14 protein-coding genes are annotated in these 24,093 nt (G+C 35.1%); 12 read left to right on the top strand and 2 right to left on the bottom strand.

Annotation, left to right across the window (positions count from 1 at the left end; translation table 11 throughout):
* The first annotated feature begins 104 nt into the window (after positions 1-104).
* From AAYQ05_RS11280 to AAYQ05_RS11260, 5 genes are all read left to right on the top strand, one after another.
* The gene (locus AAYQ05_RS11280) at positions 105-9,791 is read left to right on the top strand and encodes an Ig-like domain-containing protein (protein ID WP_343543389.1); all 9,687 of its coding nucleotides are present in this window, start codon (positions 105-107) and stop codon (positions 9,789-9,791) included.
* 47 nt (positions 9,792-9,838) lie between these two features.
* Entirely contained in the window at positions 9,839-10,771 is a 933-nt protein-coding gene (locus tag AAYQ05_RS11275) for a PorP/SprF family type IX secretion system membrane protein (RefSeq protein WP_343543387.1), read from the top strand.
* An 11-nt stretch (positions 10,772-10,782) separates the two neighbouring features.
* Positions 10,783-12,720: an OmpA family protein gene (locus AAYQ05_RS11270; protein WP_343543386.1), complete on the top strand. Its 1,938-nt coding sequence runs from the start codon at positions 10,783-10,785 to the stop codon at positions 12,718-12,720.
* Between the two features lie 243 nt (positions 12,721-12,963).
* Complete coding sequence (gene ligA, locus AAYQ05_RS11265; protein WP_281632167.1) at positions 12,964-14,967, top strand: NAD-dependent DNA ligase LigA; 2,004 nt, start codon at positions 12,964-12,966, stop codon at positions 14,965-14,967.
* A complete protein-coding gene (locus tag AAYQ05_RS11260) occupies positions 14,957-15,649 on the top strand; it encodes a hypothetical protein (RefSeq protein ID WP_281632168.1) in 693 nt (230 codons plus the stop codon). The genes ligA and AAYQ05_RS11260 overlap by 11 nt, the downstream gene beginning before the upstream one ends.
* Here AAYQ05_RS11260 and AAYQ05_RS11255 read toward each other — a convergent pair.
* Together AAYQ05_RS11255 and AAYQ05_RS11250 are read right to left on the bottom strand one after the other, a co-directional pair.
* Positions 15,636-16,547: a bifunctional metallophosphatase/5'-nucleotidase gene (locus tag AAYQ05_RS11255; RefSeq protein WP_343543384.1), complete on the bottom strand. Its 912-nt coding sequence runs from the start codon at positions 16,545-16,547 to the stop codon at positions 15,636-15,638. The genes AAYQ05_RS11260 and AAYQ05_RS11255 overlap by 14 nt on opposite strands.
* 136 nt (positions 16,548-16,683) lie before the next feature.
* Complete coding sequence (locus AAYQ05_RS11250; protein ID WP_343543383.1) at positions 16,684-17,463, bottom strand: 5'-nucleotidase C-terminal domain-containing protein; 780 nt, start codon at positions 17,461-17,463, stop codon at positions 16,684-16,686.
* 47 nt (positions 17,464-17,510) lie between these two features.
* Between AAYQ05_RS11250 and AAYQ05_RS11245 the strand changes: the two genes are divergently transcribed.
* From AAYQ05_RS11245 to recN, 7 genes are all read left to right on the top strand, one after another.
* The gene (locus AAYQ05_RS11245; RefSeq protein WP_343543381.1) at positions 17,511-18,023 is read left to right on the top strand and encodes a DUF6913 domain-containing protein; all 513 of its coding nucleotides are present in this window, start codon (positions 17,511-17,513) and stop codon (positions 18,021-18,023) included.
* Positions 18,024-18,038: 15 nt separating this feature from the next.
* Positions 18,039-18,920, top strand: coding sequence for a 4-hydroxy-tetrahydrodipicolinate synthase (gene dapA, locus AAYQ05_RS11240; RefSeq protein ID WP_177210010.1), 882 nt, complete (start codon positions 18,039-18,041; stop codon positions 18,918-18,920).
* 139 nt (positions 18,921-19,059) lie between these two features.
* Positions 19,060-19,854, top strand: a complete 795-nt coding sequence (locus tag AAYQ05_RS11235; protein WP_281632172.1) for an outer membrane protein assembly factor BamD — start codon at positions 19,060-19,062, stop codon at positions 19,852-19,854.
* Between the two features lie 9 nt (positions 19,855-19,863).
* Positions 19,864-20,181, top strand: a complete 318-nt coding sequence (locus tag AAYQ05_RS11230) for a DNA-directed RNA polymerase subunit omega (RefSeq protein ID WP_008463064.1) — start codon at positions 19,864-19,866, stop codon at positions 20,179-20,181.
* A gap of 7 nt (positions 20,182-20,188) precedes the next feature.
* Positions 20,189-21,403: a bifunctional phosphopantothenoylcysteine decarboxylase/phosphopantothenate--cysteine ligase CoaBC gene (coaBC, locus tag AAYQ05_RS11225; RefSeq protein WP_343543377.1), complete on the top strand. Its 1,215-nt coding sequence runs from the start codon at positions 20,189-20,191 to the stop codon at positions 21,401-21,403.
* 70 nt (positions 21,404-21,473) lie between these two features.
* The gene (porD, locus tag AAYQ05_RS11220) at positions 21,474-22,358 is read left to right on the top strand and encodes a type IX secretion system protein PorD (protein WP_281632174.1); all 885 of its coding nucleotides are present in this window, start codon (positions 21,474-21,476) and stop codon (positions 22,356-22,358) included.
* Between the two features lie 63 nt (positions 22,359-22,421).
* Complete coding sequence (gene recN / locus AAYQ05_RS11215) at positions 22,422-24,074, top strand: DNA repair protein RecN (protein WP_343543374.1); 1,653 nt, start codon at positions 22,422-22,424, stop codon at positions 24,072-24,074.
* Positions 24,075-24,093 lie beyond the last annotated feature (19 nt).

Below are 24,093 nucleotides of genomic sequence, written 5' to 3'. Positions count from 1 at the left end.
GTCTTTGTTTTAACTGTTTGATTTTTAATTGATTGTTTAATTGCGTAAGTGCGTGCACTTACTGCAAGAGGTGTTTTATTGTCCATTTTCTAATCTTCCAAATTATGAAAAAAAAATTTACTTTTTATGATCTCATCATCCAGAAGAGATTATTTGCCGTATGGCTTTTATTGTTTTTATTGCTTTTGAGTAATAAAAACTTTGCGCAAACATTTTGCCGACCAACAGCAAACACTACCAGTATTGGTGGAGTTTGTTTGGGTACTACTGGAGTGACTAATGCTGCTTTGGCTTACGATTCCAGTTTAAGTACATATGCAACAATAACAAACTCATTGGGAGTTGCTTGTTTTGCCCAGGAAACGGTAACCTTTAATCAAACTGCGAAAGCAGGAGATGAAATTGTGCTATATTATGGTAACGGAAGTGCTGTAATAAGTGCGGGGGTATTGGCAAATTCGACTTTGCAACCTTTGTTATCTGGTACTCCTGCAGGAGATGCAGTTCCGTTAAGCGGACTAGTTAATCTTCAACTGTTAGATAATGGAGATAATATTAATGTTGTAAAGTATACGTTAACATCAGATGCTAATCAGATAAAAATTCAAACAGGGGGACTTGTTAGTTTGCTGATTAATTTAAGAATTTATGATGTGCGTTTGCAGTTTGCAAAACCGACAATTGCAAATGGAGAGACACAATCAGTGTGTTTTGGACAATCTGTAGCACTTTCTGCCACAGCTGCCACTGGTACAACAGTGGCTTGGTATGATTCGCCAACAGCAACTACACCACTTTCGAGTGTAGGAACATATACTACACCAGCTTTAACAGCTACAACTACATATTACGTAAGTACTTCAAGAAATGCTGGTTGCGAAAGTGATCAGCGATTACCTGTAACGATTAATGTTATTCAGCCGATTGTGCCTGTCATTAGTACTACTGGTACAACTATTTGCTCTGCTGGAGCAACGCAGGCAACGACATTATCTGTTATAAATCCGGTATTAGGTACAACTTATAATTGGTATGATGCTGCAACAGGAGGAACTCTTTTGGCAACAGGAAGTACTTATACGCCAACAGTGCCATTAGGTACTAGTACTTTTTACGTAGAAGCTTCAATTGGAACTTGTAAATCGACCCGTACTCCAGTTACGGTTACGTCGACTTCAGTTCCTGCTTTGGCGACAGTTTTAACACAAAGCGTATCGATACTTTCTGGTCAGAATGCAACTTTAAGTGCTTCGACTACAGAACCAGGTGTTGGTTTAGATTGGTATGATGTTCCGACAGGAGGAACAAAATTATTAGCTAATTCTAATACTTTTACAACTCCAATTTTAACAGCAACTAAGACTTATTATGTTGAATCAGTTAATCTTACTGGAGGTTGTGTTAGCGCAACAAGAGTGCCTGTAACTGTAACGGTTCAACCAACAGCTTCGGGAGGATGTCTTGAAGCTAGCAGTCAGGTAACTACTCAAATAGGAGTCTGTTTATTGTGTAATGCTACAAATCCGAATTTTTCCGTAGACGGAAATCCTGCAACTGCAGCAAGACTGACTATTCCTGCTAATGTAGTAGGATCTATGCAGCAAACATTACAATTCACAAATCCAGGAAAAGCTGGAGATAATGTTGATGTTGATTTAGAATTACCGGGAGGTCTCGCAGATGTTCAGCTTTTAAGTGCTATTAGTTTAGCAACCTATAATGGTGCAACTTATAATAATGATAGAGTTACGATTAATAATCCTCTTATTACTTTACAGTTATTAAGTGGTACTAAATATAGAGCAAGTGTTAAGGCAGGTGCTAACTTCGACCGTGTGGAAGTTCGTTTAGGAGGAGTTTTAGGTCTTTTAACTAATTTAGATATTTATCAGGCTACTTATAGATATCAAGCTCCAACTGTTTCTGGAAATACTACAATTTGCAGTGGACAAACGGCAACTTTAAATGCTAGTCTAGCTTTGGGTGAAACTATTAAATGGTATGATGCTTTAACAGGTGGAAATTTATTAGCAAGCACAGCTTCATTTACTACTCCAGCTTTAACAGCGAATACAACTTATTATGTTGAGCTAACTCGTAATGGTTGTGTTAATAGTGAAAGAAACCCTGTTGTAGTTACTGTAAATAATCCAGTGGCACCAACATCGATTTCTACTGTTCCTACAAATTTATGTAGCGGAGAAACTACAACGATAACAATTCAATCTCCAGTTGCTGGTACAACATATAATTGGTATGATGCAGCTACAGGAGGAACTTTGGTATTTACAGGAACCTCTTTTGTAACTCCAAGTTTGACCGTTCCAACGACTTATCATATCGAAGCGGTAATTGGATCTTGTTTAAGTGCTCGTACACCGGTTAATGTAAATGTTAACCCAAGACCAGCACCTCCAGTTCCTGTATCTGCGAATGTTATTATTCAGTCAGGTCAGAATGTACAGTTGGCTGTTGTGAGTAATCCAGGGGTTTCTTATTTATGGTATGATGCTCCAACAGGAGGAAATCTTTTGCAAGGTTCTGGCAGCAACATCTATACGCCAAATCCAGTTTTAACTGCAAATAAAACATTTTATGTTGAAGCTGTGAGTACTGCATCGGATTGTAAAAGTACTTCAAGAGCTGCAATTAATGTAATGGTAACCAATACGGTTAGTACTTGTTTGCAGCCAAGTTCAGAAGCAATAACTGTTGACCCTGGCATATTGTGTGTTTCATGTAATGGCGCTAACGGACCTAATGCTGTTGATGGAAACCCAAATACATTTTCTTCTTTGACTATAACTTTAGGAGTACTTAATTCATACATACAACAAGAATTAAATTTCCTAACACCTGGTCAAGCGGGAGATATTGTTGATGTAGAATTAGAATTACCAGGCGGTCTTGCTGATGCTGCATTGTTAGGATCTGTAAGTATAGGAACTTCTTTAGGAGGAGTCGAAAATCCTGGAAGGCTTGCGGTAAATAATAGTTTATTGAATTTACAAGTATTGTCAGGAAATAAATTTAAAGTGAGTTACCCAACAACTGCCGCATTCGATAGGGTAGATATTAGATTTGGGGCATTGCTTGGTTTAACAACTACTTTAAATATTTATGGAGCTTCTTATAGATTTCCAAATGCTACAATAACAGGAGCAGCAACGCCAATTTGTGCTGGACAAACGGCAACATTAGCAGCTACGTCTACAGGAACCGAAACATTTACATGGTACGATGCTCCTACAGGTGGAAATATTGTGTCAGTTAGCCCAACTCTTCCATTAACTGCTACTACAATTTATTATTTAGAAGCAACTCGCGGAGGAACTTGTATTAATAGCGTTCGCCAGCCTGTTACTGTTAACGTATTGTCTATTCCAACAGATGCAGATATTTCAATTGCGAGTCCTTTGACTGCTTCTTGTGCGGGAGGAATTGTACTAGCTCCAACATCTGCTTTAGCAGGAGCGACATTTAGATATTACACAGACCAAAATAAAGGACAAGAAATCACTACAGGTACAGTGGCAGGAATAACTTATGTAAAAGATCCTACAACTGGTGCGTTAACAATTAGCGGGCTTACTTCTGCTAATCCTACTAATACTTATTATGTATCTGTTTCTAATGGAGGACTTTGTGAAAACGTAAATGGGACATTAAAAGAAGTAGTTGTAAATTATCCAACTGGTTCAAATTTAACTGTTACAAGCCCATTTGCGGGATGTACTAAAGTGAATCTAAAAGATGCTATTACAAATTTTGATGCAAATGTAACTTACACTTTCTTTGATTCAGCCAATAATCCAATTACAGATCAAGCTGCAGCAAATATAACAGTAAGTGGAAATTATTTTATTCAGGCTCAGCAAACAGGTGTTGCTTGTCCATCAGTAAAAGTACCGGTTACCGTAAATGTAACTCCATTACCAACTTTAACAGGGGTAACAAATTCAATAGCAGTTACAAAAGGTTCATCAGTTACTTTGACAGCAACATCAAACGGAACTATAACCTGGTACGATCCACAAGGAAATGCTTTAGGATCTAATAGTACAGGTTCTCTTAATACAGTAGGAGTTTTCACTTATACTGTAGTTGCTAGCAACGGATCTTGTACTACAAGCCAAACAGTAACTATTAGCGTTATTGATCCTGCGACTTGTGATACTCTTTTAGAAAGAGTTTATGCAAATTCTCAATTGTCAGGTTCAGTTATTACAGGTAATGTGACAAATGGAGCTTTGGCTGTAGATGCTGACCCAAGTACTTTTTCAACTATTACGACTGGCTTAGGAGTTTTAGGTGTTGGAACTACATGGCAGAATTTACAATGGCCAACCACTATACCAAAAGGAACTCCGGTAACAGTAAAATTAGGTCTAGAAAATAGTCTGATTGCTGTTGGTCAAAGTGTTACTGTGATAGGTACTAAACGTGACGGATCTAATAATCCAATTGACATTGGAACTTTACAATCGGTATCAAGTTCATTATTGAATTTATTGCCAGGTCAAAATTCATTCGAATACACATTTGTGCCTTCTAATGCTTCGGGCGTTCAGGATTATGATGGTATTCGTGTACAATTAGGAGCAGTTTTGGGTGTGGCACAAAATATTAATGTTTATGATGCTTATTACAAAAAACAAGTTTCACAAATAGCTTGTGGTCAAGGAGATATTGAAGATATTTTCTCTGGCGTAAAAGATGTAGGCGTTGGTGCTTTAACTGCTACTGTAGGTGTTTCTAATCCATGGAATGTGGCAGATCGCGATGTCGCTACTTATGCTACAATGTTTAACGGTGTAGGTGTACTTGCAGATGCAGAACTAACAGCTGTTTTTAGAACACCATCTATGGTTGGGGATAGTTTAAGAATTACAATTTCTAAACCAGGAACTCTTTTAAATATTGGTTTACTTTCAGGATTTAAAATTCAACTTTATTCTGGAAATATTGCCGTTGGTGCACCAATACAAAGTAATAGTCCTTTGTTGACTTTAAAATTGCTTGCCGGAGATACTATGGCAATGACAATTGTGGCGCCTCAAACACAGCCGTATGATAGAGTTGTGATTACTTTAGGAGGAGCAGCAAATGTTTTAGATCAGCTAAGAGTTCATACTATTGATCGTGTAACCAATACGAAAGTCATTGGAAGCGACTTAGATAATAAATTAACCGTATGTCCCGGCGATAATATTACCCTCCAAGTACCGCCTAAATCGTGTGCTGATTACGCTTGGTATGACTCGCCAACAGGAGGGAATCTTGTAGCTAGTGGTCAAACTTATACAATTCCGGTTACATTGCCTGCTGGGACTTATAAATATTATGTTCAGCCAATTCGTTACGGTTGTGCGGCTTTAGAAAGAGGAGAGGTAACAGTAGTTGTTAGAGCTACTACTCCTGTATCTGCAGTAGCAAACGTAACTATCAATGGAGGAAATAGTACTATTATTTGCTCTGAAACAGGAACAGTAACATTAGATGCGATTTTAAGCAATACACCAGTTCTTACGAATCCAGTATATCATTGGTATAGTTTTGATGGAACAACAAGCCAGTTAATTGCAGGTGAAACAACATCTAAATTAGTAATAAACGGATTAGCTCCTGGAACTTATACTTATTATTTAGGAGTTAGTTCAGATGAATATTGTGAAACTATACCGGCAAATAGAAAACAAATAACATTTACAATCTTGCCAACTTCTCTTGAATCGGATATAGTGGTAAATAACGCTTCTATTTGTCATAGTACAGATGCAGTATTAACGCCAACAAGTACGTTGCCAACTCCTGTTTTCTTTTGGTATTTAGATGCCAATAAAACACAGCCAATTTTAAATGGAACTGTAAGTGGCGTAACGTATGCTGTTGATAGCACTACGGGAGTTTTAACCATATCAGGTTTAACACCTGCTATGAGTCCTCTTACTTATTATGTGGCTGTTACAAGTGACAATACATGTCAAAATAAAAACGGAGAGCTAAAAGCGGCTACTGTAATAGTTAATGATCCTCCAACACCAACATCCACAGATAATCCGCAGAATTTCTGTTTAATCAATGCACCAACGGTTGCTAATCTTCAAGCAAATGAAGCTAATGTAGTTTGGTATCTTTCTGATATGGGAGGAACTGCATTAGATCCAACAACAGCATTGGTCGATGGAACAATTTATTATGGAGCTATAAAGGATTTATTAGGTTGTGAGAGTTCAGTTAGATCAAAAATAACAGTACATGTAAATGATCCAGGAACACCGACTTTAGTAACAGCAGGAGTGCAAAATTTCTGTAAAGAAGATCTTCCGACATTTGCAAGCATTCAATTCAATCAGGCAAATATAGTTTGGTACACGGCTTTAACAGGCGGAACATTGATTCCATCGACAACAGCTTTAACCACAGGCCAGTATTTTGCGGCAATTTCAGATCCGTTAACTAGATGTGAAAGCGCTACGAGATTACCAGTTGATGTGAATGTAACTGATCCTGGAACACCGACTTTGGTGACAGCAGGAGTGCAAACTTTCTGTAAAGAAGATCTTCCGACATTTGCAAGCATTCAGACAAATGAAGCAAATATAGTTTGGTATACAGCTATAACAGGCGGAACATTGATTCCATCTACAACAGCTCTGACAACAGGCCAATATTTTGCAGCAATCTCAGATCCAGCGACAGGCTGCGAAAGTGCTGCGAGATTAACAGTTGATGTAATTGTAAACGATCCAGGAACACCGACTTTAGTAACAGCGGGAGTGCAAAATTTCTGTCAAGTAGATCAGCCTACATTTGCGAGCATCCAGAGTAATCAAGCTAACATTGTTTGGTATACAGCTATAACAGGCGGAACATTGATTCCACCAACAACAGCTCTGACAACAGGGCAGTATTTTGCAGCGATCTCAGATCCAGCGACAGGCTGCGAAAGCGCTTCAAGATTGACAGTTGATGTAATTGTAAACGATCCGGGAACACCGACTCTAGTAACAGCAGGAGTGCAAAATTTCTGTAAAGAAGATCTTCCGACATTTGCAAGCATTCAATTCAATCAGGCAAATATAGTTTGGTACACGGCTTTAACAGGCGGAACATTGATTCCATCGACAACAGCTCTGACAACAGGGCAGTATTTTGCAGCAATCTCAGATCTATTAACAGGCTGTGAAAGCGCTACAAGATTACCAGTTGATGTGAATGTAAATGATCCAGGAACACCGACTTTGGCGACAGCAGGAGTGCAAAATTTCTGTAAAGAAGATCTTCCAACATTTGCAAGCATTCAGACAAATGAAGCAAATATAGTTTGGTATACAGCTATAACAGGCGGAACATTGATTCCATCTACAACAGCTCTGACAACAGGCCAATATTTTGCAGCAATCTCCGACCCAGCGACAGGCTGCGAAAGTACCGCGAGATTAACAGTTGATGTAATTGTAAATGATCCAGGAACTCCAACATTGGTGACTGCGGGAACACAAAACTTCTGTTTGGCAAATGCTCCTACGTTTGCAAGCATCCAGACTAATGAAGCTAACATTGTTTGGTATACAGCATTAACAGGCGGAACATTGATTCCATCTACTACAGCTCTGACGACAGGACAGTATTTTGCAGCGATCTCAGATCCAGCGACAGGCTGTGAAAGTGCTTCAAGATTGACAGTTGATGTAATTGTAAGCGATCCGGGAACACCGACTTTAGTGACAGCAGGAACACAAAACTTCTGTTTGGTTAATGTACCAACGTTTGCTAGTGTTCAGTTCAATCAGGCAAATATTGTTTGGTATACAGCTTTAACAGGCGGAACAGTAATTCCGTCAACAACAGCTTTAACCACGGGCCAGTATTTTGCGGCAATTTCAGATCCGTTAACTAGATGTGAAAGCGTTACGAGATTACCAGTTGATGTGAATGTAACTGATCCTGCAATGCCAACAACAAATAGTACAGCACAAAATTTCTGTTCGGGAACAAATCCGACTGTTGCCAATCTTCAAGTGAATGAAAGTAATGTAGTTTGGTATACAGCACAAGTAGGAGGAACTGCTTTAGCTGCAACAGATGCTTTAACAACGACATCTTACTTTGGAGCAATTAAAGATTTAGCAACAGGATGTGAAAGCAGCGTAAGATTGCAAGTGGCTGTAACGGTTGGTAATCCAGCAAATCCAACAACAAACAATACAGCACAGACTTTCTGTTCTGTAAATGCGCCAACGATTGCAAACATTCAAGTAAATGAAAGCAATGTAACTTGGTTTACAACTGCCACAGGAGGAACAGCAATTCCTGCGGGAACAGCTCTTGCTTCTGGAGTATATTTTGGAAGTATTGTAGACGGAATAGGTTGCGAAAGTTCAACTCGTCTTCAGGTAACTGTTACCGTAGTTAATCCAAGCGCGACACCGACTACAGCCAACACAACACAAAACTTCTGTACTTTAAATTCGCCAACAGTGGCAAACATTCAAGTAAACGAAGCAAATGTTGTTTGGTATAGTACAGCAATAGGAGGAACAGCGATTCCGCCAACAACAGCACTTGTAACAGGCACATATTATGGTGCAGTTTCAAGTACGATTGGTTGCGAAAATCCAGCTAGATTGGCTGTTGTAGTAAATGTAAATTCACCAAGTGTGATAACAACACCAAGAACAACGCAAACTTTCTGTTTATCTGCAGTGCCAACATTGGCTAATATTTTGGTAAACGAAACAAATGTAGTTTGGTATGCATCAGCAACTGGTGGAACACCATTGGCTAATACAACTCCACTTGCAGCAACTACTTATTATGCTGGAGCGTTGACCAACACATTTAATGGCTGTGATAACGGACCAAGACTAGGAATTACAATTGCATTCGAAAATGATGCTGCAGTTCAAATTGCTTCAACAGATGATACTCCATGTGTATTCAAAGGAGTAACATATTCAATTGCAAATGGAAAATCTAATTATGTATGGACTATTAACGGAGGTACAATTGTTTCTGGCGGAGGTACAAATGACGGATCTGTAACCGTTTCTTGGTCAGATATTGGACCAGGAACTGTAACGGTGGCTTATGTTAATAATTGTGATGAGAGAACTATAAAAACTCTAAATGTTACTGTAGCAAGCTGTTCAGATCTAACGATTACTCATACAGTTGATAATCCAACTCCAAATTTTGGTGATCAAGTAACATTTACTATAACTGTAAATAATGTTGGTGAAGGAGATTTTATCAACACTCTTGTTAGTGATTTACTTCCTAGCGGTTTACAATTAGTGAGTTCATCTGCAACATCAGGAACATACGATCCGGCAACACAGCTTTGGACAATACCAACGCTTAATGCAGGTCAGAGTGTAGTATTGACAATAGTGGCAGAAGTTTTACCAAATGGTACTTATACAAGTGTAGCAACTGTAGAGACTTCAACTCCTTTAGATGTTGATGCATCAAACAATTCAGCTTCAGTTACATTAGAACCAATTTGTTTAACTGTTTACAATGAGTTTACTCCAAATAATGATGGTAAAAACGATTTGTTCAGAATAGACTGTATTGAGTCTTATCCAAACAACGAGTTGAAAGTGTTCAACAGATACGGAGCATTAGTGTATAGTAAAGCACATTATGAAAATGATTGGAACGGAACAGCAAATGTATCCGGTGTAATTAATAGAGGAGATATGCTGCCAACAGGTACTTATTTTTATGTGATAACCATTGGAGATGGAACGGTTAAAAAAGGCTGGTTGTCTATCATGAGATAACCCACTTCTATTAATCATCTAATTAATTAAACTAAATAAGTATCGTTATGAAACTATATATAAAATCATTAGAAACATATTTTATTTTAATATGTTCTTTTATTACGGTTTGCGCTTCGGCACAGCAAGATCCCGAATATACACAGTATATGTATAACACTATGGCGGTAAATCCAGCGTATGCTGGATCTACCGGAACCATAGAAGCAGCACTTTTATATCGTTCTCAATGGGTAGGAATGCCTGGCGCACCAGAAACACAATCATTCTCCATTCATTCTCCACTTAGAAATGAAAAACTTGGATTGGGTTTAAGCATTGTAAATGATAAAATAGGACCTTCCAACGAACTATATCTTGATGGAAATTTTTCTTATTCATTGCCTCTTGGTTATGAAAAAAGATTGGCTTTTGGTATTAAAGCAGGAACAAGAATGTTAAACATCGATTGGTCTAAAGGAAGATATTATGATAATGATGATGTTTTATTAAATCAGAACATTAACAATCAGATGAAATTAGCTGTAGGAGCAGGGATTTACTATTATACAGATAAATGGTATGTAGGATTTTCGATTCCAAGTTTTATTCAGAATGATTACTATGACGATGTTCGTGAATCTATTGATTATGATCGTATGCATTACTATTTAATGGGAGGTTATGTTTTTGATTTGAATCCAAATTTGAAATTTAAACCAGCATTTTTAGTAAAAGCAGTAAGTGGTGCTCCGCTTACCGCAGATATATCGGCAAATTTCATGATTCAGGAAAAGTTTGTTATAGGGGGAGCATATCGAACAGATGATTCGATAAGCATACTGGCAGGTTTTCAAATTTCACCAAGTTTCTTTCTTGGATATGCTTTTGATTACACTGTAAGCCAATTGAACAAATACAATGATGGTTCACACGAATTCATCTTGCGTTATCAATTTGTGCAAAAACAAAGTAAAATTAAATCTCCTCGATTCTTCTAAAAATAAAACTTATGAGAAAACTATATATCCTATGTTTAATTTTGAGCGTTACGTTTAGTTTCGCTCAAAAAACTAATTTGAAGAAAGCTGATGCTCTATTTAGAAGCTTTTCTTATTTGGATGCTTCCAAAGCTTATGAAGAGTGTTTGCAAAACATAAAAGATCCATCAGCGCAGACTTTGAAGAATGCGGCAGATTCCTACTATTTTATTTCCGATTCTAGAAATGCACTTAAATGGTACAGAAAATTATATGAAGTGCAAGGAAATAATCTGACTGATATTTACTATTTGCGTTACATTCAATCCATGAAAGCAGTTATGGATTATGATGAAGCAGATAAAATGACAAAAGAATATTTAGATAAAAAAGGTGATAAAGCAGAGATTAACCGATATGTTGCCCAAAAGAAATATATGGACAGCGTAGCAAAGGCAAAACCTTTATATACCATTAAAAATTTAGATATTAATACGAGTAAATCAGACTTTGGAGCTACATTTTTTAAAGACAATGTAGTATTTACATCGGCTCGCGATACCACAAAGTTTAGCGAAAAATTGTATACTTGGAACAACCAGCCCTTTCTTAACCTGTATATCGCAGAAAGAAATCCAGCAGATGGAAGTTTATTTAACGAAACAGTTTTTCTGCCGAATATAATGACAAAATATCATGAAGCTACGGCAAGTTTTGATAATCAGGGAAAAACAATTTATTATTCAACCAATATTGTAAAGAAAAACAAATTGGTTGTTGATGAAGCGAGAGTCAATAATTTCCAGATTGTTAAAGGCTCGATCGTTAATAATAAATTAGAAAATCCAGAGAAAGTATTTTTTGATAGTGATGATTATTCCGTAGGGCATCCCGCATTAAGTGAAGACGGACGACTGCTTTTCTTTGCTTCAGATATGCCTGGAGGGCAAGGTGAAACTGATCTTTATATGGTAAAAATTGCGGCAGATGGGACTATGAGTTCGCCTCAGAATTTAGGGCCAAATATCAATACAATTGGTAATGAAGTTTTTCCATTCTTCCAAAACGGAGTCTTGTACTTTTCTTCTGATGGACATTATGGCTGGGGAGATCTGGATGTATACGAAAGTAAGCTTCAGGCAGACGGAACTTTTTCAGTGCCAAAAAACCTTGGAGCGCCTATCAACAGCAATAAAGACGATTTTTCTTTTATAATTGACAAAACAGATGCTTATGGCTATTTTTCTTCAAATCGAGCAGGAGGAAAAGGTGATGATGATATCTATTCTTTTGTAAAAGGAAAACCAATTTGTAACCAAAGTATATCTGGAATGGCTATCGATCATAAAACCAAAAAGCCTTTGACCGATGTTACCATAATGGCGTACAACTCTTTTAGCGAAGTTTTAGGTGAAACCAAAACAAATTTTGACGGTAAGTATGCCATTGAAGTTCCTTGTAACAAAGTAATCAAAATGATTGCAGCAAAACCAAATTACAGTAGTGATGACAAAACTGTAGAAACAACAGAGCAAAATGGTGGCGAAATAAAAGATGTAAACTTTGAATTAAGCAATTACGACGATTTGGTTGTGAAAAAACAAGGAGTAGAAAAAGTAGATGTTAACCCAATTTATTTTGACTACGACAAATTCGATATTACTCCAAAAGCTGTAGAAGAATTAGCTAAGGTTGTATTTATAATGCAGAAATTTCCAAACATCAGAATCAAAATTGAATCTCACACAGATTCACGCGGAAAAGATGCATATAATTTAAAACTTTCAGACAATAGGGCAAAATCGACACGAGATTATATTCTTTCGCAAGGCATAGATGCTTCTCGAATTGAAAGTGCCATTGGGTATGGAGAGACTCGTTTAATTAATAAATGTAAAAATGGGGTAAAATGTACCGAAGAAGAACATTTGTTAAATAGACGGTCAGACTTTATCATTATTCAAAAATAATTTTATATTTTCGCTGTAAGATATTGATTTTCAGTTTAAAATATAAAACGTCGAAACCATTTGGAAGTTGGTTTTTTTAATTCTTTTTTAAGAATAATGGACAAGGAGAGAATCAGGCTGCATGAATTTGCAGTCTGATTTTTGATTTTCTAAAACTTTTATTTTTTCTGCATTTGAACAAAAATAAATTCTAATTTTGATATTCAGTTTTTCATCACAATAATCTGCAATATATTACTATTTATGAGCATTCAAGAGACCATTCAAACATTACGAAATGAACTTAATCAGCACAACTATAATTATTATGTGTTAGACAATGCCACGATTTCAGATTACGATTTTGACATTAAGCTGAAAGAGCTTCAGGATTTAGAAAACAAGCATCCAGAATTTTTTGACGAAAACTCACCAACGCAAAGAGTAGGTGGAACTGTAACCAAAAACTTTAAAACAGTTGCACATCAATACAGAATGTATTCTTTAGATAATTCTTATTCTAAAGAAGATCTTTTAGATTGGGAAAACCGTATTCAGAAAGTTTTAGGAAATGTTAGTTTGCAGTATACTTGTGAATTAAAATATGATGGAGCTTCAATAAGCATTACATACGAAAACGGAAAATTAGTTCAGGCATTAACCCGCGGAGATGGTTTTCAGGGAGATGAGGTAACAACCAATATTAAAACGATAAAATCAGTTCCTTTGCATTTAAAAGGAAATTATCCAGATAAGTTTGATATTCGAGGAGAAATTATTCTTCCATTTGCTGGTTTTGAAAAGATGAACCAGGAATTAATCGAAATTGGAGAAACTCCATATTCAAATCCAAGAAATACGGCTTCAGGAAGTTTAAAATTACAAGATAGCGCTGAGGTTGCTAAGCGTCCGCTTGAGTGTTTGCTTTATTTTGTAACAGGAAACAACCTGCCTTTTAAAACGCAATTTGAAGGATTAGAACTAGCTAGAAGCTGGGGCTTTAAAGTGCCAAAAGAAGCAAAATTAGTCAATAGCATGCAAGAAGTTTTTGACTTCATTGACTATTGGGATGTTCACCGTCATAATCTTCCATACGAAACAGATGGTGTGGTTATCAAAGTGAATAGCATTCAGCATCAGGAAGAATTAGGCTATACTGCAAAATCTCCACGCTGGGCAATTGCTTATAAATTCAAATCAGAACAGGTTTCAACCAAATTAAAATCAATTTCGTATCAAGTTGGAAGAACCGGAGCAATAACGCCAGTTGCCAATTTAGAACCTGTGCAGCTTGCTGGAACTATTGTAAAAAGAGCTTCTCTTCACAATGCCGATCAGATTGAAAAATTAGATATCAGAATAAATGATACTGTTTTTGTTGAAAAAGGAGGAGAGATTATACCAAAAATTATAGCGGTTGATTTAGACAAGCGTCCAGAAGATTCGGAAAAAACGCATTATATTACGCATTGTCCTGAATGCCAAACGGAATTGATTAGAAACGAAGGAGAAGCGAATCATTATTGTCCTAATTTTTACGGATGTCCTCCGCAGATTATTGGAAGAATCCAGCATTACATTTCAAGAAAAGCGATGGATATCGAAGGGCTTGGAGGAGAAACTGTTGCTTTATTGTTTAAAAATGGATTAGTGCACAATTATGCTGATTTATATGAGTTGAAAGTAGAAGACATTCTGCATTTAGAAAGAATGGCTCAGAAATCGGCAGAAAACTTGGTAAATGGAGTTCAGAAATCAAAAGAAATTCCGTTTGAAAGTGTTTTGTTTGCGCTTGGAATTCGTTTTGTAGGAGAAACTGTGGCTAAAAAACTTGCAAAACATTATAAAAATATCGATGCTTTGAGTCAGGCTTCGCTGATGGATTTGGTTTTAGTTGATGAAATTGGAGAAAGAATTGCTAAAAGTGTTATCGAATTCTTCGAAAATGAAGAAAATAAAAAAATTATTGAACGTTTAAAAAGTTATGGAATTCAATTTGAAATTGAAGAAAAAGTAAACCCAAATGCTACTGATAAATTTGTTGGAAAAACTTTTGTGGTTTCTGGCGTTTTTAGTCAATTTTCTAGAGACGAACTAAAGAAAGCCATCGAAGATAACGGAGGAAAAGTAGGAAGCTCAATTTCTGCAAAAACAGATTTTGTAGTGGCGGGAGATAATATGGGACCAGCAAAACTGGAAAAAGCAACAAAATTAAATATTACCATATTGTCTGAAGAAGATTTTATAAACAAATTGAATGAAGCCTAATAAACCATCATTAATTTTGTTCTTCCTGGCATTGTTCTGTACCATCATTTTTGATTGGACAGGACAGGATTTTTTTGCGACATACGCAAAAGCAATTGTTCTTCCTGCGATTTTTATTTATTATCTAATCAGCAGTGAGTTCGAAATAAAAAAAACAGAAGGTTTAATTTTTTTCTTCTGTTTTGTTGGCCAGGTTTATGACTTGATGGATATTGAAAGCTCTGAAATAGGAGGAGTACTGAGTTTTCTGATTGTTTATGTTTTAATCGTGACCATATTTATTCGGGAACACGAGAGAATAAAATTAACCAAAAGGGATATTTTGCCTATTTCTATCGTAGTTGTTTTTATTGTCTACTTGTTAATCTCTGTTTTAAGCTTACAGCTTGACAGCATGAGAAAATTTATTATGCTTTATACTGTATACGGAATTGTTTTGAGCGTACTGAGTTATTTTTGCTTCGTTAGTTACATTACAAAAGGAACACACATGGCTTTGCTGATGTCGCTAATGGCAATAAGCTATATTTTCTCTGATATCTTTTACATTTTTAATGAGTATTTCTCGTATTCGGTTGTTCTAGTCCTAATAAGAGATACAACTCAAATTCTAGCTTATTTCTTTATGGTAGAATACTTTTTAGAAAAAGCTAGAATTCAAAGAAAGACTATACAACAATAGTTGCGCTTTGGTTTGTGTAAGCTTTGTCTTTATCAAAATAGAAATCGATACGACCTAAATTAATTCCGTAGCATCCCACCTGATTTACCAGTACATCTTTTCCTGCTTTATTCTTTACGATTGTAGGTTTGTCTAAGAAAGTATGCGTGTGACCGCCAATAATCAAATCAATATCTTGAGTTTGTGCAGCAAATGTTAAATCACTTATTTTACTTGGCTCGTCTTTGTATTTGTAGCCTAAATGCGAAAGACAAATTACCAAATCACATTTTTGTTCTTGTTTTAAAAATTTCGTCATGTCCTGAGCAACTTCAACAGGATTGTTGTAAACTGTTTCAAGGTATAATTTTTTATCTACTAAACCTTGAAGTTCAATTCCGACACCAAAAACTCCAACTTTAATTCCGTTTTTATTAAAGATTTTGTACGGTTTAACATGCCCGTCCATAACCGTGTTTTTAAAATCGTAGTTAGAGTTGATAAAGTCAAAAGTTGCATGCGGAAGCTGAGCGTATAATCCGTCAAGACCATTGTCAAAATCATGATTTCCAATTGTTGAAGCATCATATTTCATCATGCTCATCAATTTAAATTCCAATTCACCTCCATAATAATTGAAATATGGTGTTCCTTGAAAAATATCTCCAGCATCCAATAAAAGAACATTTGGGTTCTCTTTACGGATAGCTTCAATTAATGTTGCACGGCGAGAAACGCCTCCTTTATTCGGATTGCGGGGATCATCAGCAGGAAAAGGATCAATGTGGCTATGCACATCATTAGTATGTAGAATTGTTAGATGCTTAATATCGTTACTTTCAAAACTGCTCAAAGACAATCCTAAACTTAATAGGGCAGTACTCGCTGCTGTTTTTTCGATAAACTCTCTTCTTTTCATTTTATATATTTTTTGCCAGAGGCTATGTAGTTTAATGTTTTTTTTCTAGCCACTAATTTCACGAATTAACACGAATTATTTTTTTTAAAGAATTTTTTAATTTGTGCGAATTTGTGTAATTCGTGGCGAACCCTTTTTATTCTTCTGTAATTCTGATATTTTTAGGAGCAACCACTGTGTCTACTTCTTTAAAATAATCAATCAGTACATCTCTTAATTTGTAATTTAAATCAAACTTTTGAGTACTTTTTGCAAAGAAAGTCATGCTGTCTCCTCCATTTGCCAAATAATCGTTTGTAGCAACGTAATACGTTTTGTTTAGATCAAGCGGTTTGCCTTGTACCATGAGATCTTTTGCTTTATTATCTTTTGTAATAGTAAAAGTCATTCCAGACAATGGCTGAGGTTTTTTCTCCTTAATAATGTAAGCCGCAATTTCTAAGATCTGATCGCCCTTTAAAGCTAAAACAACCAAACTGTTTTCAAAAGGCATAATTTCAAAAGCTGTTCTGGTTGTAACATTTCCTTTTGGCAAAATAGCGCGAATACCGCCATGATTTAAAAGACATATATCAATATCTTTTTTTTCTCTAGCGTTAAAAACAATGTTTCCTCTCTGCACGCAAACATCTGCCATTAAGCTTCCAATGCCAGTTTGCCACTTTCCGGTGCTTTTGTCAAGAGTTTCAGGGCAATACGCCAATACATTGTCCAGATCCTTGTTAATATGATCGCGATAAGGTTTAATAAAGTTTTCAATTTCAGCAGTTTCTCCAGTCTTTTCGGTAACTGGAAGTTGTTTTCCTTCAATTTTAGTTAAATTGTAGTTTTTAGTGCTACAAGAAGAGATTGAAAAAAGTGTTAAGAATATAACAAAAAGTTTTAAAAATCCGTTATACTTTTTTAGTTTTACCATTTTAAATGCAACTTAAATAATTAATTTTGTAATCTAGTAAAAGTACTATGTTTTTAAATTATATAAAGGAATTTTTTGTAAAAAAATCATTAAATGTTAATTTAAATAATGAAAAAAGCGGAGTATTAGCTAAAAACGTTCAAACAATTGGTTTATTGATAGATGAAAGCACTTTTGAAAATTCAGAAGCACTAATTAAGGAGTTAACGCTCCACGGAATTGCTTTAGAAAATATAAAAGTTCTTGCCTACAGAGAAAGATTTAAGGAAAAAGAAACCTATTTTCGTCCGACTTTTGGTAAAAAACATATCGATTGGAAAGGTGAAATTATAGAAGAATATTTAAATGAATTTGTAAAATCAGAATTTGATCTTTTGCTGAGTTATTACGATGTTGAAAATGTCTTTTTAATGTCCATCACAAACAAGTCAAAAGCTAAATTTAAAGTCGGATTTTCGGCTGTAGATCAAAAATTAAACCGTTTAGTGATTAATACAGAATTAGGGAGCTATAAACTATTCATTTCAGAATTGTTTAGGTATTTAAAAAATATAAAATAAATTATAATAATTAATATGCAATCATTGATAGGTACTGGTGTTGCACTTGTGACGCCATTTAAAAAAGATTTTTCAGTTGACATTGAAGCTTTACAGAGAGTTGTAAACTTTTCTATAGATGGTGGAGTGGAGTATCTTGTTGTAATGGGAACAACAGCAGAAAATGCAACCCTTACAGCAGAAGAGAAAGAATTGGTTATAAAGACTGTAATCGATGTGAATAAAGGAAGATTGCCTCTAGTTTTAGGAGTGGGAGGTAATAATACTATGCAGATTGTAGAAGAGTTGAAAACAAGAGATTTTTCTGCTTTTGAAGCGATATTGTCTGTTTCACCTTATTATAATAAACCAACTCAGGAAGGAATTTATCAGCACTTTAAAGCGATTGCTGAAGCTTCTCCAATTCCAGTAATCCTATATAACGTTCCAGGAAGAACGGCAAGCAATATGCTTCCTTCAACAGTGGTGCGTTTGGCTAATGATTTTAAAAATGTCGTAGCTATTAAAGAAGCTGCTGGAGATATGGCTCAGGCTATGCAGATTATTAAAAATGCTCCAAAAGATTTCTTAGTGATTTCTGGAGATGATATGCTGGCATTGCCGATCGTTTTAGCGGGAGGAGCTGGCGTTATTTCGGTAATTGGGCAAGGTTTTCCTAAAGAATTTTCAGAAATGATTCGTTTAGGATTGAATAAAAAAGCAACGGACGCTTACAAAACACATTACTTTTTGTCAGACAGTATCGATATGATTTTTGAGCAAGGAAATCCAGCGGGAATCAAACAAATCTTCCAAGCCCTTGGAATTGCTGAGAATACTGTTCGTCTACCATTGGTTTCTGTTGATGAATCTCTTGCAACAAGACTAAATGACTTTGTAAAAAACAGCATTAAATAATTGTTAAAGTGTTAGTATTTTAAGATACTAAAAAATTATTTTGCAGTAGCTAAATTAATAACTAAATTTGCCATCGAAACTTCGGTGCGATTTCACTTTGGCATAATTAATTGTCTGAGATTGTAATAACAGTAAGAAAATGAAAAAAATACTATCGCTATTAATTGTTGTAACTCTTTTTTATTCTTGTGGAGAATATCAAAAAGCATTGAAAAATGAAGATGTTGCAGCAAAATTTGAAATGGCAACAAAAATGTATGATGCCGGTAAATACACAAAAGCGATTCGTCTTTTTGAGCAATTAGCAACTTCTTACCGAGGAAAACCTCAGGCAGAAAAGCTGTTTTACATGTTTTCGCAATCGTATTATAAAACAAAACAATATTATTTGGCTGGCTATCAGTTTGAAGCGTTTGTTTCAGGTTATCCGCGAAGTGAAAAAGTGCAGGAAGCTGCTTTCTTAGGAGCTTATAGCTATTCTAAGTTGTCGCCAGTTTACAGTTTAGATCAAGCAGATACTGTAAAAGCATTAGAAAAATTACAAGCATTTATTGATAATTATCCAAATTCAGAATACATCCCTCAGGCAAATGAGGCTGTGCAGAAACTGAATGGTAAATTAGAGAAAAAAGCATACGAAAACGCTAAAGGATATAATACCATTTCAGATTATAAATCGGCATTAATTGCTTTTGATAATTTTATCGCTGATTTTCCTGGAACACCTTTAAAAGAAGATGCATTGTTTTATAAATATGATTCAGCATATCAACTGGCAATTAATAGTATTCCTTCAAAAATGGAAGAACGTTTACATGTTGCACAAGCGGCTTATGCTAATTTGATGAAATTTAAAAGCGATACAAAGTATAAAGAAAAGGCAGACGAGATGAATGCCAGAGTTGAAACAGATTTACAAAAATTTACTAAATAAAATAAAGTCATGGATTTAAAAAAGACGAATGCTCCTGTAAACACAATAACTTACAATAAAACAGTTATTGAAGAGCCAACAGGAAATGTGTATGAGGCAATTACCATTATGGCTAAAAGAGCAAATCAAATTAATTCAGAGATTAAAAAAGAATTGACTGAAAAATTAGAAGAGTTTGCTACTTACAATGATAGTCTAGAAGAAGTTTTTGAAAATAAAGAACAAATTGAAGTTTCTAAATTTTACGAAAAATTACCAAAACCACACGCTTTAGCTGTTCAAGAATGGTTAGACGGTAAAACTTACCACAGAAGTTCAAACAAATAATAGTACAATGTCAGTTTTAAACGGGAAAAAGATTTTACTGGGTGTTTCCGGTGGAATTGCAGCCTATAAAACAGCCACTTTAGTACGACTTTTTATAAAAGCAGGTGCACATGTCCAAGTGATCATGACACCTGCTTCTAAGGATTTTGTAACCCCACTTACATTATCAACCTTATCAAAAAATCCAGTACATTCAAGTTTCTTTAATCAAGATGATGAAGATGAAGTTTGGAACAATCACGTTGAATTGGGGCTTTGGGCCGATTTAATGTTGGTTGCGCCTGCGACTGCCAATACTTTATCTAAAATGGCAACGGGAAACTGTGATAATCTTTTAATTGCGGCCTATTTATCGGCAAAATGTCCAGTCTATTTTGCACCTGCAATGGACTTGGATATGTATAAACACCCTTCAACTTTATCGAGTTTTGCTGCGTTAAAGCAGTATGGAAATATTATGATTCCTGCTGAAAGCGGAGAATTGGCAAGTGGTTTGTCTGGAGAAGGCCGAATGGCTGAACCTGAGAATATTGTTGCTTTTCTAGAAGCCGATTTGGAGAGTAAACTGCCTTTGAAAGGAAAAAAGATACTAGTTACGGCCGGTCCGACATACGAAGCGATAGACCCTGTACGTTTTATTGGAAATCATTCTTCTGGAAAAATGGGATTTGATATTGCTAATGAAGCGGCAAACTTAGGAGCAGAAGTATTTTTAATTGCAGGTCCGACTCATTTTAAGACTAAAAATAGTTTGATAAAAGTGGTTGATGTTGTTTCTGCTCAAGAAATGTATGATGCTTGCCATCTGTATTTTAATGAAGTTGATGCCGCAATTGCGGCCGCAGCTGTTGCAGATTACAGACCGAAATTTGTAGCAGATCAAAAGATTAAGAAAAATACAGAAGAGTTTTCGATCGAACTGGAAAAGACAAAAGATATATTGTCTTCTTTGGGTGCTATCAAAAAAAATCAGTTTTTAATTGGTTTTGCATTGGAGACTGAAAATGAAATTGAAAATGCTAAGTTGAAAATTCAGAAAAAAAACTTAGATTTGATTGTTTTAAATTCCTTACAAGATAAAGGTGCCGGTTTTAAAAAAGATACCAATAAAGTAACTTTTATTGATAAAAATTTTGAAATAGAACCAATGGAATTGAAATCAAAAGAATCTGTAGCGGCTGATATTTTGAATAAAGTTATTCTGCATTTTTCAAAATCATAATTTAGAATATACGCCGAAAACATAAATTGGAAACGAATTATGTTTTGTAAAATTAAATATCTAGACGATTATGAATAAAATAGTTACACTATTAGTATTTTTAAGCTTTGGTTTTGTACAAGCTCAACAGCTAAATTGTACAGTAACTATTAATACAGAACGACTAACAAATCCAAATAATCAGGTTTTTAAAACACTTCAAACTTCTTTGTCTGAATTTGTAAATAAAACAGACTGGACGGGATCTGTTTTGAAACAAAACGAAAGAATAAACTGTTCGATGTACATTACTTTATCATCAAATAGTTCAGATCAATTCACAGGAACCATTCAGGTTCAATCTTCCAGATTGATTTTTAATTCAACTTATTCTTCTCCTGTTTTAAATTACAATGATAAAGATTTTAATTTCAGATATACAGAATACGAGCCATTGTTGTTTAACCCAAATACCTACGACTCAAATTTAGTTTCTGTTGTATCTTTTTACTGTTATCTAATTTTAGGTATGGACGCCGATACTTTTCAAATGGGCGCAGGAAATCCATATCTTCAAACTGCCCAAAATATTGCAAATGTGGCGCAGCAAGGCGGGTTTAAAGGCTGGAATCAATCTGATGGACTTCAAAATAGATATTATTTAATTAACGATATGATTGCGCCAACTTATAGCGATTTACGTCAGACAACTTATGCTTATCATACAGGATTGGATGCAATGACTATGGATCAGAAAGCGGCAAAGGAGAAAATAAAAAATGCTTTGCTGTTAATTGGAAAATTAAATTCGGTGAAACCAAATGCTTTTATTACCCGAGTTTTCTTCGATGCAAAATCAGACGAAATTGTCTCTATTTTTTCTGGCGGACCAAGTATTCCAATTACAGATTTAACAGATGTCTTAAATAAGGTTTCTCCGTTAAACTCTACTAAATGGTCGCAGATTAAATATTAATCTCGTTTTCGTTTTTATAATTCCCTTAAAACTCTTTAACTCTTATTTTTACAAAATTGCCCTATGATTACATCGCTGTCAATTAAAAATTATGCTCTTATTGAAAAACTAGCTATAGATTTTTCTAAAGGTTTTTCTATAATTACAGGTGAAACAGGTGCGGGAAAGTCAATCATTTTAGGAGCTATTGGTCTTGTTCTGGGTAAAAGGGCTGATCTCACTTCGCTAAAAAATAAAGAAGAAAAATGTGTTATTGAAGCACAATTTGAAATTGGGAAATATAATCTAAAAGACTTTTTTGAAGCCAATGATTTAGATTATGAAGACGAAGCTATTATTAGACGTGAAATTTTGCCTTCAGGTAAATCTCGTGCTTTTATAAATGACAGCCCTGTAAATCTTCAGGAATTGCAAGATTTAAGTTTGTACTTAATTGATATTCATTCGCAGCAGCAAACACAGGAATTGTCAGATGAGAATGTGCAATTTAAAATTATTGACGCTATTGCTAATAATGCAGAAATAATTGTTGAATATCAAAAATTACTAAAATCTTATAAAGCCGATAAAGCGAAATTAAATGCGTTGCTAAAAAAACAAAGCGATGCAGGAAAAGAGCAGGAATATCATACATTTTTATTAAATGAATTGGTAGCTGCTCAATTAAAATCTGGTGAACAAGAAGAATTAGAAGAGGACTACGAAAAATTGAATAATGTTGAGATTATCAAAGAATCTCTAGATAAATCATTGTCAATTGCAAATGAAGAGCAGTTTGGTGTTTTTCATAATTTAAATGAAATTAAAAATGCATTGCAAAAAGTAGCTCCGTTTTCATCAGAATATCAAAATTTATTCGAGAGAATTACAAGCTTAACGATAGAATTTGATGACGTTTCTAAAGAATTGCAAAATTGCTCTGAGAAATTGTTAAATGATCCTGTGCAGCTGGAGTTAATAAATCAAAAATTGCAATTGATTTATAATTTACAGAAAAAGCACCAAGCAAGCTCTGTAGATGAACTTCTTCAGATTCAATCAGACTTAGGGAATTCTTTATTAGAGTTGGATAATATGGATGAAGAAATTGCTTCTTTATCTAATATTATAGGTGAAAAAGCAACTGAGTTGGATAATTATGCATCTAAAATCCATGAAAATAGAGTAAATGCGATTCCGAGATTATCAGAACAGCTAACTTCAATTTTAGAAACATTAGGAATGCCAAATGCTCGCTTTAATATGGAATTATTGCCTTCTGAAACGTATTTTCAAAACGGAAAAGACGAACTGCAATTCTTGTTTTCTGCAAATAAAGGAACCGATTTTGGACTGCTGAAAAAAGTAGCCTCAGGAGGAGAGATGTCTCGTATTATGCTGGCTGTAAAAGCCATTTTGGCTAAATACTCTAAATTGCCTACATTGATTTTTGATGAAATTGACACAGGGGTTTCAGGAGAGATTGCAATTAGAATGGGAGAAATCATGAAAGAAATGAGTAATACAATGCAGATTTTTGCCATTACACATTTACCTCAAATTGCGGCAAAAGGAGATTCTCATTTTAAAGTTTCTAAATCTACAATTGGAGACGACACGCAATCTGAGTTAAAACTTTTGTCTCATAACGAAAGAGTTACCGAAATAGCTCAAATGTTATCAGGTGCAAACATCTCTGATTCGGCATTAAATCATGCAAAAGAATTATTAAATTAAATAATTAAATTATATTTGC

The organism is Flavobacterium movens (assembly GCF_039581425.1).
GTDB classification, from domain to species: Bacteria; Bacteroidota; Bacteroidia; order Flavobacteriales; family Flavobacteriaceae; genus Flavobacterium; species Flavobacterium luteolum.
This window is presented reverse-complemented; position numbering and strand designations above follow the sequence as displayed.